We start from the raw sequence: 15,899 nt of genomic DNA on the forward strand, positions 1-15,899 counted from the left end.
ACACAATGACTGAAAACGTTGCCCCACAGGTGGATCCGAATCCGCCGGTCGTCGTCGCTGTGGACGGTTCGGCCGTCTCCTACCAGGCGGTGGCCTGGGCTGCGCTGGATGCCGCGCGGCACCGGGCCCCCTTGCACATTGTCACGTCGATCTGCGCGCCGATCGGGCCGCCGCCGACCGCGGTGCTCGAACCCGCCGATATCGCCGGGCTCGAATTGGACGGTGAACGCATCGTGGGTGAGGCGACCCGCATCGCCTCCGAGACGTTGCCCGGTGAAGGGGTCGAGATGACCTCGGAAGTCGCCGAGGAGCCGATCATCTCGCGTTTGATCGAGCTGTCCCGGGACGCCCGGATTGTCGTGCTCGGCAGCCGCGGACTCGGCGCGCTGCGGCGCGGGCTGCTGGGGTCGGTCGCCACGGCGGTGACCCACCACTCGCACTGTCCGGTCGCCGTCATCCATACGACCGCGGCCGCGGACCCGGTGTCGGCGCGGCAGCCGGTGCTGGTCGGCGTCGACGGCACCCCGAACAGCGTTGCGGCGCTGGAGTTCGCGTTCGAGGAGGCGTCGCTGCGCAAGACCGGCCTGACCGCTCTGCACGCCTGGAGCGACGTCAGCGGACCCTACCTGCCGGTGTCGGGGTGGGAGACCGTGGAGGAGCAGGAGCGGGCGACCTTCGGCGAGGAGATGGCCGGATACACCGAGCGTTTTCCCGATGTCGCGGTGCGGCGAGTCCTGGTGAAGGATCGTCCGGTTCGGTCGATGCTGGACGAATCCGAACACTCGCAGCTGGTGGTCGTCGGCAGCCACGGACGCGGTGGCTTCACCGGCATGCTCCTGGGCTCCACCAGCAACGCCCTGCTGCACAGCGTCGACTGCCCGATCGTCATCGTGCGCGGCGAGTGACCGGATCGCCCGCCGGCTCACCTCAGCGGCACCGCCCAGCGCAGCAAGGTCCCTTCTCCCTCGGGGTTGCGGCCGAAGGAGAAGGTTCCGCCCATCTCCTCTGCTCGGCACTGCAGGTTGTGCAGCCCACTCGGGGTGATGTTCTCGGGGATCCCGCAGCCGTCATCGGCGATCAGCACGGTCAGGTCGTCGGAGACGTCGATGGTCACCGCGACCGTCTCGGCTTTGGCGTGCCGCACCGTGTTCGAAACCGCTTCGCGCACCACGGCTTCGGCATGGTCGGCGAGTTCGGGCGCCACCACCGACAACGGGCCGGTGATGCGCAGTGACGTGCGCAGGCCGGTATCGGCGGTGTGCGTGCGGATCACCTCCTCGATCCGCTGCCTCAGCCGGGTACTGTTCGCCGCGCCGCCGTGCAGGTCGAAGATCGAGGTGCGGATCTCCTGCACCACGTCCTGCAATTCGTTGATGACATCCGAGATGCGGTCGCGCACTTCGGCCGAACGGGCGCGGGCGACGGTGCCCTGCAGGCTCAGACCGGCCGCGAAGAGCCGCTGGATGACATGGTCGTGCAGGTCGCGGGCGATGCGGTCGCGATCGGTCAGCACATCGAGTTCGCGCATGCGCTGCTGGGCTTCGGCCAGCTGGATCGCCAGCGCGGCCTGATCGGTGAAAGCGCCTGCCAGTTCCTGTAATTCGTCCGCGAACAGGGAAGCGCCGGCCGGGCGGACCATGACCAGGACGCCGAAGGTCGAGTCCTGGGCGTTGAGCGGCAGGATCAACGCGGGTCCGGCCCCGAGCGCGGTGTCGAGGCCGAGATCGTCGCTATCGTCGAGGCGCAGGGCCCGACCGTGGCGGAACGCTCGTCCGATCGCCGTCCCGGACGTGCGGACCATTCCGGTGTGATTGTGACCGTCCGGCCCGGCGCACTTGCTGATCCGCAGCCCCTCGGCGTCGGCGTGGTTGCTGTCGGGTTCCTCGTCGACGGCGAGGAACGCCCATTCCGATTCGGTGAGGGTGCGCGCGTGCGTGACGATGTGGGCGAGAACCTGCTCCGGATCGGTTCCGGCCAGGAATTCGGTGGCGATGTCGCGGGTGGCTTCGATCCAGGCTTGGCGGGTGCGGGTGGACTGGTAGAGCCGGGCGTTGTCGATCGCGGTTCCGGCGGCCGCGGCGAGGGCCTGCACGATGACCTCGTCGTCCTCGGTGAAAGGCTGTCCGCCGGACTTCTCGGTGAGGTACAGGTTGCCGAAGATCTCGTCGCGGATCCGGACGGGCACGCCGAGGAAGGTCCGCATCGGTGGATGATGGTCGGGAAAGCCGACCGACGAGGGATGGTCGGCGATGTTGTCCAGGCGGATCGGCTTGGGCTGGCTGATCAGCAGACCCAGCACGCCGCGGCCCTCCGGGAGATCGCCGATCCGGGCGCGCGTCTCCTCGTCGATGCCCTCGTAGATGAACTGTTCGAGCTGATCGTCCGCGCGGACGCCGAGCGCGCCGTAGCGGGCGTCGACGAGGCTGATGGCGGTGTGCACGATGGTGCGCAGGGTCTGGTCGAGATCGAGGCCCGAGGTCACCGAGAGCATCGCCTCGACCAGACCGTCCATGCGATCGCGAGCGTCGATGATCTGTTCGACGCGGTCCTTGACCTCGGTGAGCAATTCTCGCAGCCGCAGCTGGGAGAGGGTGTCACGTACCGAGTAGGAGCCGTCAGCAGGCTCAACGGTCATCTCGTGTTTTCCTGTACTCGTGTCGGGCGCGTGCGACTTGTTCCGTTACGGCTGTTCCATTTTAGGCGCGCGCCCGACGACGATAGTGCAGGTGAGTGGCCGCCAGTGTCACCGCCGGTCCGACCGGGAAAGTGCGCGGTCCAGGAGCACGCGCCGTTCGGCGGCTGCGACGGCGTGCCGGGTGTGCTGGACCGCATCGGGCGAGACCGACACCGATGTGATGCCCGCGCGCACCAGATGCTCCACGAATTCCGGATGGGTGGAGGGCGCCTGGCCGCACAGCGACGAGGTGATGCCGAGCGACCGGGCCGTGGTGACGATCTGCTCGATGGCGTTCAGCACCGCCGCATCGGATTCGTCGAACAGTTCGGCGCACTCCTCGGAATCGCGGTCCACGCCCAGCATGAGCTGGGTCAGATCGTTACTGCCGATGGAGATTCCGTCGATCCCCAGTCCGACGTACTCCGGTAGCCGGTACATCACCGACGGCACCTCGGCCATGATCCAGCGGCGCAGGCCGCGCTGGCGTCCGAGCGGGCTCTCGTCGATGAGCTCGAGGCACTGCTCGAGTTCCCAGCGGGTGCGGACGAACGGGACCATCAGGTGCACGTTCGGGGTCTGTTCGCGCACGCGTGCGAGCGCGGCCAGTTCGAGTCGGAACATCTCCGGCTCGCGTACGTAGCGGTAGCAGCCCCGGAACCCGATCATCGGGTTGTGCTCCTGGGGCTCGTAGCGGTCGCCGCCCTCGAGTGCCCGGAACTCGTTGCTGCGCATATCGCTTGCCCGATAGACGACCGGCCGCGGCGCGAAGGCGGAGCTGATCCGTTGGATGGAGGTCGTCATGCTCTGGATGAACTTCTCGTCCTCGCCGCCCGCAATGAGGTCGCGGGGATGGCGGCCGCCGAGCGCCTGGGTCAGCAGGACCTCGGCGCGCAGCAGGCCGACCCCGTCGGCGTCGCCGGTGGCGGCGCGTTCGGCGACTTCGGGCAGCGCGAGATTCACGTAGACGCGCGTCGCGGTGGCCTCGGGCGCGGTGGTCTCGGGGACGGGGCGCGGCGCCGCGGTGATGGAGGCCGGAAGCGGGTTTCCGGCGTACACCTGGCCGGTGGACCCGTGGACGGTGACCTCCTGGCCGGTGGTCAGCTGGGCGGTGGCCGTGCGGGCTCCGACGATGCACGGGATACCGAGTTCGCGCGCCACGATGGCCGCGTGGCAGGTCATGCCGCCGCTGTCGGTCACCACGGCGGCGGCCCGCGACAGGGTGGGCAGCCAGTCCGGGTTGGTCATGGGCGCGACCAGGATCTCGCCGTCGGCCAGCGCGGATCCTTCTGCGGGCGAGTGCAATACGCGCGCGAGCCCGGTGGCGCGGCCGGGCGCCGCGGCCAGGCCGCGCACCAGCACACGACCTTCGACGGTGTGCGCGTCCGGAGGTTTGGTCGCGGTGTCGCTGGGCAGGATGGTTATCGGTCGTGCCTGCACCAGCCAGAGGTGCTCGTCGTCGAAGACCCATTCGACGTCCTGGGGGCGGCCGTAGTGGTGCGCCTGCACCTCGAGCGCGAGACGGGCCACGGCGACGGCCTGGTCGTCGGTGAGCGCCGGCGCCGCGGCGTCGGATTCGGAGAGCTGGATTCGCTGATCGCCGTCCGTGCCGGGCACGATGGCGAAGCTCTGGCGGCCGACCTGTGTGGTGAGCAGTGTCGGTCCGGCCGCGTCGAGGACGTAGGTGTCGGGTGTGACGGCGCCGGACACCACCACCTCGCCCTGGCCGCGCGCGGCGTCGATGACGATGCGATCGAGCGAGCCGGTGGCCGGGTCGGCGGTGAAGGCCACGCCGGCCGTGCGGGCGGCCACCATCCGCTGCACCACCACGGCCATCTCGGGCCGATTGTGCATGCCGCGCCGCGCCCGATAGGTCAGCACGCGCGGGGAGAACAGTGATGCCCAGCAGTCGGTCAGCGCGGTGATCAGTTCTTCGTCGCCGTGAATATTGGTGTGGGACACGTTCATTCCCGCGAACGACGCAGTGGCGCTGTCCTCGCCGACGGCCGAGGATCGCACGGCCACGGTAACCGTGTCGCCGAGCCGGTGGTAGGCCGACAGCACGGCATCACGGACGGCCGGCGACATCGGGGTGCCGTGCACGAATTCCCGCATGCGGCGGCACAGTTCGTCGAGCTGCTGTGCCTCGTCGCGGGTCGCGCTCTGCGCTGCCGCGAGCCCCAGGGTGTGCAGTTCGTCGAGTTCCGGGCCGTGCGTACCCGCGCCGACCACCTCTTCGTAGGCGGATTTGAGCACGACGAACCCGGGCGGCACGGGCAGGTGCGCCGCGACCAGTTCGCCGAGATTGGCGCCCTTGCCGCCGGCGCGGTCGGCATCGGTCAATCGCAATTCTTCGAAGGTGGCGACATAGTCACCCATGACGGCTCCAGTTCTTCTTCGACCCGGGCAGCATGAGCAGCGACAGGATCGGGACGGCGAGGATGAACAGGGCGGACAGCATCGCCAGCGGCGACGCGCCACCGAGTTCGAGGCCGGTGACCACGAAGGGGAGTGCGATGACGAACAGGGGGGCGTGCCGGATCGTCACGGCTGCGCCTCCGGAGTCTCGAAAATGCCTGCGGAGGTGAGAACGTCACTGAAATCGGCACCGAGTAGCACGCGCCGCAGGGGTACGGGAAGTTGTGCCAGCACGTGGTCGAGCTGGCCGGGGGAGAACAGTTGGGCCAGCGCGTCGGTGACCGCCGCGCACAGCCGCCTCGCCTCCTCCGGCGGCACGTCCGCCGTCCCGGCGAACTGGTGCAGGAACGACTGCGGATCATGGCGCACCGGAACACGTCCTGGCGTCCAGCCTTCGTAGTAGACACCGCGCAGCAGCGTGGGCAGCTGGGCGCTCAGGTGAGCGGCCGCGCCGATGTCGAGGCGATCGCGAACGGTGTGCAGCCAGGCGCGCAGGGCCCGCTGCGCTTCCATCCGGTCGTCGGTGCCGAGCCGGTCGGCGACGGTGCGCAGCCAGACGTGGCCGGTATGGATCGCCGGGGCGAACGGATCGGTGTGATGGCTCATCGGCTTGCCTTTCGCGAAGACGGGATGACCGCTGGTGTGCGGGTCAAGGGTGGGTCGGGGTGGCCGGTGCCTGCGGCAGGTGCAGAGCGTGCGCGATGGTGTCGGTCCAGATCGTGATGTCGGACCAGTCGCGCAGGTCCCCGTAGCGGGGACCGCCGAGCATGCGATACAGGGCGCGCGCCGGCCGCGAGACCCCGGCGCGTTCGTAGTGGCCGGCGAACGCGTGGAAATCACGCGGTCTGATCGAATCACGCAGGGCGGCAATCTTTCTCGGGACGATATTGCCGATGTGGCGCCCGGTCGGACCGACCAGGGCCGGCCCCAGCCCGACGCTGAACAGCCACACCGGGTATGCCCGCAGTTCGTGGCGATGCGAGCGGACGAATTCGGCCATCTCCGGCAGCAGGGCCAGATCGTGCACCGCGCTGCCCAGCACGAAGGCATCGAAGCGTGTGAGTTCGGGAGCGTGTTCGACGTCGGCGACCTCGACGGTCGCGCCGCGGGCCGTGAGGTAGGCGCCGATGAAATCGGCGATCTCACGGGTGGATCCCTGGGCGGTGGCGTAGATGACGGCGACGCTGGGAGCGGTGGTTGCCATGTATCGAGCCTGCTCGCGTGGCCGGATTTCGGTGAGAGGACTCCTACCCGTGGTGGCCGGGACCATGGTCCTCGACCGCCTCAGCCGGCCGCCGCGGCGGGATGGGACAGGTCCGCCACTGCGGCGGCGAGCAATCGACGGGCCTCTTCGGCCGGGCCGGCGAGTTCGGGCCTGGCCAGGACCTCGGCGAGCAGCGTGGGATCGGCGGCCTCCACGAGCACGCCGGTCCGGTCGGCCCGCACGACGACGGTGCAGGGCAGCAGCAATCCCGCCTCCCGGTCGACGGCGAGGGCGCGACCGGCGAGCTGCGGGTGGCAGGCTCCGAGGATCAGGTACTCCTCGATGTGCTCACCGGTCCCCTCCCGGAGTGCGGCCTGGACGTCGAATTCGGTCACGACGCCGAATCCTTGCTCCCGCAATGCGATCCGGGTGCGGTCCACAGCGTCGGGGAACGTCGCCTCGAGGTGGACGGCGATGGCCGCGGCGGGGGCCACCGGAATCCGGATCTCGGTGATCAGCAGACGGGGATCGCTCACCTCGTCGGGACCGATGAGATACGCCTCTGTCGGCGGTCCGATGGGCCGATAGCCGTTGCCCTGCAGCCATTCTCGCAACGCGCGGTACCCGGCGTCGATGTCGTGATAGCCGCCGCGATGGCAGGTGCGGGCCACCAGCGTCGGCGACTGGATGGCCAGCTCCGCACCAGAACTCGGGCCGAGGGCGGGTGCGGCCTCGATGGGAAGCCCGAAATCGACGACGATGGCATCCTTTGCGGGCAGTTCCCGATGGAAGGTGATCGTCGGTGCGCCGTTCGCGACCAGCCCGGCCTGTTCGGCGACCTCCGCCAGCCGGTTCATGCCGCCGACTATGCCGTCGCTCAACAGGTCCGGGCGGATCTCCAGCGGTATGCGCAGCACCGCCTGCGGCGGGGTCTCGCACACGTTCACCCGGTACTCCATGACACGCCTCCTTCGGCAGTTCGTGTGTTCAGCGTGCGTCCGGTTGCGTGGGTGCCACAGAGGACAAGGTCACGGTGATGGGGGAACAAACGCACGGGCCGTGCGGGGCGATCGGCCGGAGGGGACCAAGGCCCCGAGATCGTCCGACCATCGCGGCGTCACAGGCAGGGCCAGGTGCGACGAGGGCGTCGTCTCAGCGAGTGGTCCCCCGCAGAGGCGTGGCGGCGATACCCGCGACAATGACGAACCCGGCCCAGGACGCGCCCAGTGCCCAACCGGCAACGATGTCGCTGGCATAGTGGACGCCGAGATAGACACGAGAAAAGCCCACGGCGACAACGAGAACGACCGTCGCCGCCCAGACGGCGAGGCAGGTCCGCCGAGACCATCGATACGCGCGGGTGAGCATCCACGCCGACACCAGGGCGACCACGGCGATGCCCGCGGCATGACCGGACGGGAAGGACGACCCGTCGACGGCGATCGCCCGCTCCTCATCCGGTGGGCGGGGCCTTCCCACCGCGAGTTTCACCGTCACCACCATCAGCCCGAACCCCGCGAAGGCGGCCGTTCCCAGGACGACCGGTGCCAGTGTGCGAACTCGGATGGTCGTGACGGCCGCGGCGGCAGCGATCGCGGTGGCCAGAACGGGCGGATTGCCCACGTTGGTCAGCCCGCGCATGATCGCGGTGAGTGCCGGTTCGCGATGTGCCGCAATCCATGTCGATATCGGCCGATCCCATGCGGTGAATCCGTCCCCGTCGAGGACATTGTCCAGGATCGCCGCGAACAACGCCGCCAGCGCGCACACGGCCGCCGCGCCCGCTGCTGTCACGAGTCCCGCGACACCGCCCGGAGTGAACCCCCCGTCCGGTCGCCGGCGGTCGGCAGGCCGGGTCATGATCACAGCCGTTCGTCGGCGGCGAGGGCGAAATAGTTCTCCTCCTCCTGCACGAAGTGCAGGCGCAGCACGGCGTGCAGGCCGTAGAGGCAGGCGAGCAGGTCGTCGATCTGATCCGGGTCGAATTCGCCACGCGCGTGGGCCAGTTCGAGATGGGTACCGATGCGGGTGGCCAGCCGCTGGATCTCGGCGTGCGCGCGACTCATGGTGGCCGTTGCCTCGGCGCCGCCGAGTGGCCCGGCGAGCGCGGGATAGAGCTGGGTCTCCTCGGCCACCTCATGAGGCAGCAGGTCCTCGATCAGAAACCGGTGCACGCTGTCGAGTGCCGCGAGGGCAGCGTCGTCGGGTCGGTCCGCGATCCGGTCGGCGACCGCGCGGATCCTCGCGAGAGCGTCCTGCATGACAACGTGTTCGGCGGCGAAGCGGTGGAGCAGCTCTTCGGTGTCCGCCGGCAGGTCCAGACGGGCGGCCGGATTGCCGCGCAGTGCTCGCAGCGCGTTCAGGATGACGGCGACGTCGATGGCCTCCTGCAGCAGCGCGCCCGCCGCGGGTGGCAGCCAGCCGACGGCCGCGACGACCATGGCCGCCAGCGACAGCGTCATGCCGACGGTCGCGCTCTGGACCGCGATGCGCCGCGACCAGCGGGCGATGTCCATGGCGTCCGCGAGCCGGTCCAGCCGATCGGTGGTGAGCACGATATCGGCGGCCTCGGACGAAGCCGTCGAACCCCGTGCTCCCATGGCCACCCCCACCGTGGCGGCGGCGAGAGCGGGGGCGTCGTTGATGCCGTCGCCCACCATGACGGTCACCTGCTGCCGGCTCTCCCGCCGCACCGCCTCGACCTTGTCGGCCGGGCTCTGGCCCGCGTAGACCTCGTCGAGGCCCAGCACCGTCGCGACCTCGCGCGCGGGCTCGGGGCGATCGCCGGTGAGCATGACGAGGCGGTTCAGTCCGGCCTCGCGCAGTCGGCGCAGTGTGCGGGGCGCCTGGCGCCGCAAAGGATCCCGCAGCAACACGACGCCGCGGGGCTCGTCGTCGACCACGATCCAGGCGACGGCGGCAGAGTCCAGTCGTGCCCGATTCATGACCGGTCGCGCCCATTCCGGGACGACGATCGACTCCGGCAGCTTCCCCACCTGGACGCGATGGCCGTCGACCGTACCGGTGACGCCGCGACCCGCCTGCTCGGAAACGGCTGTGGCAACGGCTAGCTGGAGCTTGCGGGCCAGCGCCTCGGTCACGATCGCCTCGGCCAACACGTGTGGCGACAGCTGATCCACCGACGCAGCCAGCTGCAACAGCCACGCTTCATCCGCGCCCGGAGCGGCGGCGACCTCCGTGACCACGGGCCGCCCGGCCGTGACGGTACCGGTCTTGTCCATGACCAGAGTGGTTGCGCGACCGAGATTTTCCAACGCCCCGCCATCGCGCACCACCACGCCGACCCGCGACGCACGTGAGAGCCCCGACACGATGGCAACGGGTGCGGCCAGCAACAACGGGCACGGTGTCGCGACCACGAGCACCGCCACCGCACGCACCGGCGATCCGCTGAACCAGTACGCGGCACCTGCGACGAGCAGGGTCAGCGGGAGAAACCACACGGCATAACGGTCCGCCAACCGGACCGTGGGCGCGGTGGCGGCTCCCGCCTCGCGTGCCAGCCGCACGATCCCGGCGTAGGTGCTGTCGTCGGCCGTCGCGGTGACCCGCATCTCGAACACGCCGCCGGCATTGAGCACGCCGCTGCGCACCGGTTCCCCGGGGGCGCGCTCGACCTGGAGCGGTTCACCCGTCAGTGCCGATTCATCCAGTGCCGCAACGGTATCCATGATCCTGCCGTCGGTGGGAACCACCTCGCCGGCAGCGATCACCAGGATGTCGCCCGGAACGATCTCATCGAGATCGACGACCCGCACCACGTCCCCCTGCCGTCGCCGTGCCGACCGCGGCGCCCGCTCGAGCAGGGCCCGCAGATCCCGGGCCGCGCGCCGCTCGGCGGCGGCATCGAGCGCGTGCCCGCTGCTGAGCATGACCGCGATCAGCGCGCCCGCGAGGTACTCGTGTACCCAGAGCGTGCCGGCCAGCGACAACACCGCGATGAGGTCCACTCCGGCGCGCCCGCGGCGCAGCGCCGCGACAACCCACCACACCGCCGGGACCAGGGCCACCACCGTGCCCGCGGCCCAGCACCCGTCGGCCACTGCTGTCGCCCCGGCGGCCCAGGCGACGCCACCGGCGACCAGTGGTGTGATCGTCCCGGCCAGCAGCGCCGTTCCGAGGACGCCGCCGGCTCGATCGAGCCAACCCTGGAAACGTGCATGGGCCGCCATGGCTCTCGTCCTTTCGCCGGGTGTATTCCCGATCAGTGCATCGCAGTGGTCCAAGGAAGCGACAGGGCCACAGTCCCCGAACACCACCACCCTTCGTCCCGGCCGGGGTCGCCCCTCCGCTTCTTGATGCGGGGCACCCGGACAAGGGCGACCTGAGACGGGGATCGCGGTTCCCGAGCCGTGTCGCAGGGCTCATCGGTGCGATGTCGCTTGTGGGCTGTGCTGTGTCCGATGGATGTCCGAGACGGGACCTTCGGCCCTGTGGAGGCGATGGTGCGGGTGTTGACATGGATCGAGGGCATGCGGTGCCGAGGATCAGGTGAGAAAGGGTTTGCCGTTGAAACGTGGGTATCAGTTCGCTCCGCGCGCCACCGTGAGTCTGGGGCGTGCGGAAGCACTGCGGCTGCTGGCCGATGTCCCGTTCGGGAGGGTCGTCTTCACGCGTGACGCGTTGCCCGCTGTGCGGCCGGTGAACCATCTGGTCGACGAGGGCGAGATCATCGTCGTGCGGACCCGACTCACGTCTCGGCTGACATCGACCGTGCGCGCGGATTCGAATGTGGTGGTGGCGTACGAGGCCGACGACATCGACCCCGTCGCGGGGCTGGGATGGTCGGTGGTGGTGACGGGGATCGCCCGCACCGTGACGGATCCGGAACGGGCCGCCCGCTACGAGCGCCTGCTGCAGCCGTGGGTCGACGGGGAGATGGACACCATCGTCGCCATCGAGCCGACCCTGGTGACCGGGGTGCGGCTCGTGGCGAAGCAGGCGGTTTAGCGGGTTCAGGGCGCGGAAGTGGCCGCCGCCGAAGGCGTTCCGGTGGCGAAACGCGCAGCGCGACGGCGCAAATGATGATCGGGCCGGCGGTCGCGGGCGGCCGGGACGGCGGGGGTTGTCCGGAAGAACCAGTGCTTCGCGGTTTCCGCCAGCGCCAGGTACACGACGATCATGGCGAGCAGCGCGACGAAGAAGGCGCCGGGTAGCGGCTGGAAGCCGAGCGTGGCAGCCAGGGGCGTCACGGGCAGCAGTGCGCCGATTCCCACCGCGGCCAGCGCGGCGGTGAGCAGGGCGACGCTGGGGTGGCTGCGGAAGAAGGGCGTTCTGCGGGTGCGGATCACGAACAGCACCAGGGTCTGGGTGGCCAGCGATTCGACGAACCAGGCGGTGTGGAAGAGGGCTTCGCCCGCATGGAATACCCACAGCATGATGCCGAAGGTCGCGAAGTCGAACACCGAGCTGATGGGACCGAACACCAGCATGAATCGCCGGATCAGCCCGATGTCCCAACGCGCGGGCCGGGCCAGCTGCTCCTCGTCGACGTTGTCGGTGGGGATGGCGAGCTGGCTGGAGTCGTAGAGCAGATTGTTGAGCAGGATCTGCGAGGGCAGCATGGGCAGGAACGGCAGGAACGCGGAAGCGCCAGCCGCACTGAACATATTGCCGAAATTGCTGGACGTGCCCATCAGGACGTACTTCATGGTGTTGGCGAACACGCGCCGGCCCTGGGTGACGCCGTCCGCCAGGACCTGCAGGTCCTTCTCGAGCAGCACGACGTCGGCGGCGTCCTTGGCGACGTCGGTGGCGGCGTCCACGGAGATTCCGACATCGGCGGCGTGCAGCGCGAGCGCGTCGTTGACGCCGTCGCCGAGGAACGCGACATCGACGCCGAGCGATCGCTGCGCGCGGACGATACGCGCCTTCTGCTCGGGATCGATGCGGGCGAAAACTGTTGTGGTGGCCAGCTTTCCGGTGAGCTCGGCGTCGGTGAGCCGGTCGAGCTCGGTGCCCGACAGGGTGTCGCCCGCCGGTAGTCCCAGCTGTTCGCAGACCCGCGCGGCCACTGTCGGATGATCGCCGGTGATGACCTTGACCGCGACGCCGAGCGTGGCCAGGCGGCTGATCGCTTCGCGCGCAGAGGCTTTCGGAGGGTCGAGGAACACCAGGAACCCGGCCAGCCGCAGACCGGCCTCGTCGGCGGCCGTCAGCGACGTCCGCCCGGGCGCCGGACGGGTCGCCACGGCGACCACGCGGTGCCCGGCCGCGAACTCGGCGCCGAGCGCCGCTGTGGCTGTCTCCGGCACGTTCTCGCAGCAGGCGAGGACGGCCTCGGGCGCTCCCTTCGTAATGATCGTTGTCCCGGTGTCGGGTGCATCGACCAGGACCGAGACCATGCGCCGCCGATGATCGAAAGGCAGTGCGGCGAGCCGGGTGTGCCGCTGGGCGCCCTCCCGCGGTGCGAGCGGCGCAGCCCACAGTGCCGTATCGAGCGCGTCACCGCCGGCGAGGCGGCCGTCCTGGATCACGCCGTCGGTGCAGGCCATGCCGAGCTCGATGACATCGTCGCCGGCGTCCGGTTCGGCGGCGACCGCGCGCATGAATTCGACCCGTCCCTCGGTCAATGTGCCGGTCTTGTCGGTGAACAACACTTCGATGTCGCCGAGATCCTCGATGCAGACCAGCCGCTTCACCAGCACCTTGCGCTGCGCCAGGATTCGTGACCCGGCCGCCAGACTGGTCGACACCACCGCAGGCAGCAGTTGCGGGGAAATGCCGACCGCGATCGCCAGCGAGAACATCAGCGCGTCCAGCAGCGGCCGGTGCAGCACCAGGTTCACCGCGAAGATGCCGATCGTCAGCACGGCGGCGACGCGCACCAGCAGCATCGAGAATCGGCGCAGCCCGGCCTGGAACTCGGTTTCGGGCTCCCGGCGCGACAAACCGACGGCGATGCGGCCGAATTCGGTGTCGCCGCCCGTTGCGGTCACGACGCCGCGGCCGGTCCCGGCGGCGACGACCGTGCCCATGAGTGCGCAGCAGGCCAGCTCGGACACCGGGCTTCCCGCCGCTACCGGGTCGGTCGATTTGATCACCGGTTCCGACTCGCCGGTCAGTACCGATTCATCGCACTGCAGTCCGGTCACCGACAACAGCCGCAGGTCCGCGGGCACCAGTTCGCCGGGCCGCAGCTGGACGATGTCGCCGGGTACCAGCTCCGCGAGGTCGACCGATCGTGCCTGTCCGGCACGCGTCACCACGACTCGATGCCGGATGCGCTCGTGCAGTGCGGCCGCCGCCTGCTCGGCGCGGAATTCGTTGACGGTGCCCAGGCCGACGGACATCGCCACGATCACCCCGATGACCACCGCATCGCTGCGCTCGCCGAGGAAGAACGACACCAGAGCGGTCACGGCGAGCAGCAGCAGGAGCGGCGAGCGCAATTGCCGCACGACGACCGGACCGATGCGCGCGCGATGCGCCTGAATGGCGTTCGGCCCGAAAACGCGTGCTCGCCCGGCATATTCGGATTCGGTCAGCCCTTCGTCGCCGGTGGCCAGCGCGGTCAGAATCCGGTCGGCGGGCCGCGCCGCCGCGTCCGTGGCGGGGACGGCCCGAACCGTGTGCGGCAGTGTGCGATTCGTGGCCGAGGACAGCGCGTGAACGTGCATACAGACGAGGGTTCCGCTGTCCGGGCCGGGCCGATAGGGCCTGCTCGCATCCGGGGAGGGGACCAAAGACCTTGTCACCGAGGACTTGTCGCCGCTGTCGGCCAGCCCCGGCCTCGGGGGTCGGCCTGTCGGGTCGGTGTGGGCGGAGGCGGGAACGCGCGACCGCCACGCCTTCGGCCGAAGACGCGGCGGGGGAGCACGGTTCGCTCTACATCGGACGCGGATGCTCGCCACGCAGCTTGGACGCGTAGACCGCGGCCTGGGTGCGGCGCTCCATGCCGAGCTTGGCGAGCAGCCGGGAGACGTAGTTCTTGACCGTCTTCTCGGCGAGGAACATGCGTTCGGCGATCTGCCGGTTGGTCAACCCGTCGCCGAGCAGGTCGAGGAGCTTGCGCTCCTGGTCGGTGAGCCCGGCCAGCGGGCCGTCGGACTGGGTGCTGCGGCGCAGCCGATCCATCAGCGCCGCGGCGGCACGGTTGTCCAGCAGCGAGCGGCCGGCGCCGACCTCCTTGATGGCCTTCGCCAACTCCATGCCCTTGATGTCCTTGACCACGTAACCGCTGGCTCCGGCGAGGATCGCGTCCATCATGGCCTGCTCGTCGGTGAACGAGGTGAGGATGAGGCAGCGCAACGCATCGACGCGCGAGAGCAGCTCACGGCAGAGTTCGATGCCGTTCCCATCCGGCAGCCGGACATCGAGGACCGCGACATCCGGTTTCAGCGCCGGGATTCTGGCCAGGGCCTGGGCCACATCGGAGGCTTCACCGATGACGGTGAGTTCGGGGTCGCTGTCGAGCAGGTCCACGAGCCCCCGGCGCACGATCTCGTGATCGTCGACGAGAAAAACCTTGATCATGGCCGGTTCCCAATCTGTAGGTCGTCGTTATCGAACATAGTTCTCCGGAAAGATCATCGGGGATGGCCGGAAGGAGCCGGGCCGCCGGGGGTGGCGGGAGCGGTGATCTCGAGGATCTGTTCGAGGGGCAGCCGTGGTGTATGGGTCGGCTGCCGGTCGGAGGCGGGAACCGTGCCGACCCGCACCAGCACCTGGGGCTGCTCCACACGGCCGGTGAGCTCGCGGATGACCGCTCGGCTCTGCGGCACTTCGGTGACGTGGGTGATCGGGCAGGTCGCATAGCCCGCGGCCGTGCATTCGAGCAGGACGGTGGACAGCGCCTCACCGCAGCGCAGCAGTTCCGCGGAGGTGTTGCCGCTGGACACGACGAGAACCACGGACCGATCGTCCTCGATCTCGGTCCGGCGCGGCTCCTGGTCGACGGCCGGGAGTACGCGGCTCAGATCGACCCGCTCGCGCTCCTCGGCGGACACCCGAGCCGTCGGCGGGATGCCCTCCGCCGGGAGTGAATGTCCTGTCCACCACTGCAATTCGGCTTGATAGCCGGAATCATAGCGGCGTATCGCCGCGGTCAGCCGCGAGGCGCGGGCGAGCTCTGCGCGGGCCTCGGGCGGCAGCACGGTGATCACCGCGTCGAGCGGGTCGACGATGACCGGCAGCACCGGTTCGAATTCGCGCCAGTCCGCCGGCGCGGCGAAGGGGAGTCGGTCGGTGTAACGAACCGTGATGGCGGCGGCCCGATCCCGGTCGGCGTCGGTCACGATCCGCGCCGGCTCGAAGGTCACCGTCGCCGGCTGATCATGCCGGTTGGGGTTGGGGAAGTACGTGACCTGCGTCTGCCACCCGGCTGCGGCCAGCGCGGCGCGCAGATGCCCCAGTGCGAGGCCACAGCTGATCAGCATCTGCCGACCGGACTGGTCGGTGGCCGGGAGCATGCGCGATTGCACCGAGAACAGGTGCAGGGCATCGCCGTCGAAGACCCAGCGCCACGGCTGGCTGTTGTGCAGGGAGGGCGCGCGACCGGCCAGCCGGACTGCCTGCTCGATCGTGTCGCCGCTGGGTAGTTGGCTCATGGACTCACGCTAGGACGGGTGGCGGGCGTGCTAC

13 protein-coding genes are annotated in these 15,899 nt (G+C 69.6%); 2 read left to right on the forward strand and 11 right to left on the reverse strand.

What is annotated here, in order from left to right:
- Positions 1–5: 5 nt before the first annotated feature.
- Positions 6–905, forward strand: coding sequence for a universal stress protein (locus tag ACQP1O_RS21220; protein ID WP_433567493.1), 900 nt, complete (start codon positions 6–8; stop codon positions 903–905).
- Between the two features lie 17 nt (positions 906–922).
- On the opposite strand, the gene ACQP1O_RS21225 is transcribed toward ACQP1O_RS21220, so the two are convergent.
- From ACQP1O_RS21225 to ACQP1O_RS21260, 8 genes are all read right to left on the reverse strand, one after another.
- Positions 923–2,635 carry a sensor histidine kinase gene (locus ACQP1O_RS21225; RefSeq protein WP_433567494.1) on the reverse strand — a complete coding sequence of 571 codons (1,713 nt, stop codon included), beginning with the start codon at positions 2,633–2,635 and terminating at the stop codon, positions 923–925.
- Between the two features lie 108 nt (positions 2,636–2,743).
- Positions 2,744–5,053, reverse strand: a complete 2,310-nt coding sequence (gene ppsA, locus ACQP1O_RS21230) for a phosphoenolpyruvate synthase (RefSeq protein ID WP_433567495.1) — start codon at positions 5,051–5,053, stop codon at positions 2,744–2,746.
- The gene (locus tag ACQP1O_RS21235) at positions 5,046–5,222 is read right to left on the reverse strand and encodes a hypothetical protein (protein ID WP_433567496.1); all 177 of its coding nucleotides are present in this window, start codon (positions 5,220–5,222) and stop codon (positions 5,046–5,048) included. The genes ppsA and ACQP1O_RS21235 overlap by 8 nt, the downstream gene beginning before the upstream one ends.
- Positions 5,219–5,698 (reverse strand): DUF2267 domain-containing protein, encoded by a 480-nt coding sequence (locus ACQP1O_RS21240; RefSeq protein WP_433567497.1) that lies wholly within the window; start codon positions 5,696–5,698, stop codon positions 5,219–5,221. Before ACQP1O_RS21240 ends, ACQP1O_RS21235 begins: the two co-directional genes overlap by 4 nt.
- Before the next feature lie 43 nt (positions 5,699–5,741).
- A complete protein-coding gene (locus tag ACQP1O_RS21245; protein WP_433567498.1) occupies positions 5,742–6,296 on the reverse strand; it encodes a flavodoxin domain-containing protein in 555 nt (184 codons plus the stop codon).
- A gap of 80 nt (positions 6,297–6,376) precedes the next feature.
- Positions 6,377–7,255 carry a DUF302 domain-containing protein gene (locus tag ACQP1O_RS21250; RefSeq protein WP_433567499.1) on the reverse strand — a complete coding sequence of 293 codons (879 nt, stop codon included), beginning with the start codon at positions 7,253–7,255 and terminating at the stop codon, positions 6,377–6,379.
- A 193-nt stretch (positions 7,256–7,448) separates the two neighbouring features.
- Positions 7,449–8,090, reverse strand: a complete 642-nt coding sequence (locus tag ACQP1O_RS21255; protein ID WP_433567500.1) for a phosphatase PAP2 family protein — start codon at positions 8,088–8,090, stop codon at positions 7,449–7,451.
- 68 nt (positions 8,091–8,158) lie between these two features.
- Entirely contained in the window at positions 8,159–10,489 is a 2,331-nt protein-coding gene (locus tag ACQP1O_RS21260; protein ID WP_433567501.1) for a heavy metal translocating P-type ATPase, read from the reverse strand.
- Positions 10,490–10,826: 337 nt separating this feature from the next.
- On the opposite strand from ACQP1O_RS21260, the gene ACQP1O_RS21265 reads away from it, so the two are divergent.
- Positions 10,827–11,267, forward strand: coding sequence for a pyridoxamine 5'-phosphate oxidase family protein (locus ACQP1O_RS21265; RefSeq protein ID WP_433567502.1), 441 nt, complete (start codon positions 10,827–10,829; stop codon positions 11,265–11,267).
- Between the two features lie 5 nt (positions 11,268–11,272).
- Here the strand turns inward: ACQP1O_RS21265 and mgtA are convergent, their stop codons facing one another.
- From mgtA to ACQP1O_RS21280, 3 genes are all read right to left on the reverse strand, one after another.
- Positions 11,273–13,936: a magnesium-translocating P-type ATPase gene (gene mgtA / locus ACQP1O_RS21270; protein WP_433567741.1), complete on the reverse strand. Its 2,664-nt coding sequence runs from the start codon at positions 13,934–13,936 to the stop codon at positions 11,273–11,275.
- A 208-nt stretch (positions 13,937–14,144) separates the two neighbouring features.
- The gene (locus ACQP1O_RS21275; RefSeq protein ID WP_433567503.1) at positions 14,145–14,792 is read right to left on the reverse strand and encodes a response regulator transcription factor; all 648 of its coding nucleotides are present in this window, start codon (positions 14,790–14,792) and stop codon (positions 14,145–14,147) included.
- A 53-nt stretch (positions 14,793–14,845) separates the two neighbouring features.
- Complete coding sequence (locus tag ACQP1O_RS21280; RefSeq protein WP_433567504.1) at positions 14,846–15,865, reverse strand: Acg family FMN-binding oxidoreductase; 1,020 nt, start codon at positions 15,863–15,865, stop codon at positions 14,846–14,848.
- Positions 15,866–15,899 lie beyond the last annotated feature (34 nt).

It is taken from the genome of Nocardia sp. CA-151230, from assembly GCF_050942175.1.
Taxonomy (GTDB): Bacteria; Actinomycetota; Actinomycetes; order Mycobacteriales; family Mycobacteriaceae; genus Nocardia.

Coding starts and splice junctions, on each gene's coding strand:
- ACQP1O_RS21220 (WP_433567493.1), top strand. CDS start 6: ATGACTGAAAACGTTGCCCCACAGGTGGATCCGAATCCGCCGGTCGTC.
- ACQP1O_RS21225 (WP_433567494.1), bottom strand. CDS start 2,635: ATGACCGTTGAGCCTGCTGACGGCTCCTACTCGGTACGTGACACCCTC.
- ppsA (WP_433567495.1), bottom strand. CDS start 5,053: ATGGGTGACTATGTCGCCACCTTCGAAGAATTGCGATTGACCGATGCC.
- ACQP1O_RS21240 (WP_433567497.1), bottom strand. CDS start 5,698: ATGAGCCATCACACCGATCCGTTCGCCCCGGCGATCCATACCGGCCAC.
- ACQP1O_RS21245 (WP_433567498.1), bottom strand. CDS start 6,296: ATGGCAACCACCGCTCCCAGCGTCGCCGTCATCTACGCCACCGCCCAG.
- ACQP1O_RS21250 (WP_433567499.1), bottom strand. CDS start 7,255: ATGGAGTACCGGGTGAACGTGTGCGAGACCCCGCCGCAGGCGGTGCTG.
- ACQP1O_RS21260 (WP_433567501.1), bottom strand. CDS start 10,489: ATGGCGGCCCATGCACGTTTCCAGGGTTGGCTCGATCGAGCCGGCGGC.
- mgtA (WP_433567741.1), bottom strand. CDS start 13,936: ATGCACGTTCACGCGCTGTCCTCGGCCACGAATCGCACACTGCCGCAC.
- ACQP1O_RS21275 (WP_433567503.1), bottom strand. CDS start 14,792: ATGATCAAGGTTTTTCTCGTCGACGATCACGAGATCGTGCGCCGGGGG.
- ACQP1O_RS21280 (WP_433567504.1), bottom strand. CDS start 15,865: ATGAGCCAACTACCCAGCGGCGACACGATCGAGCAGGCAGTCCGGCTG.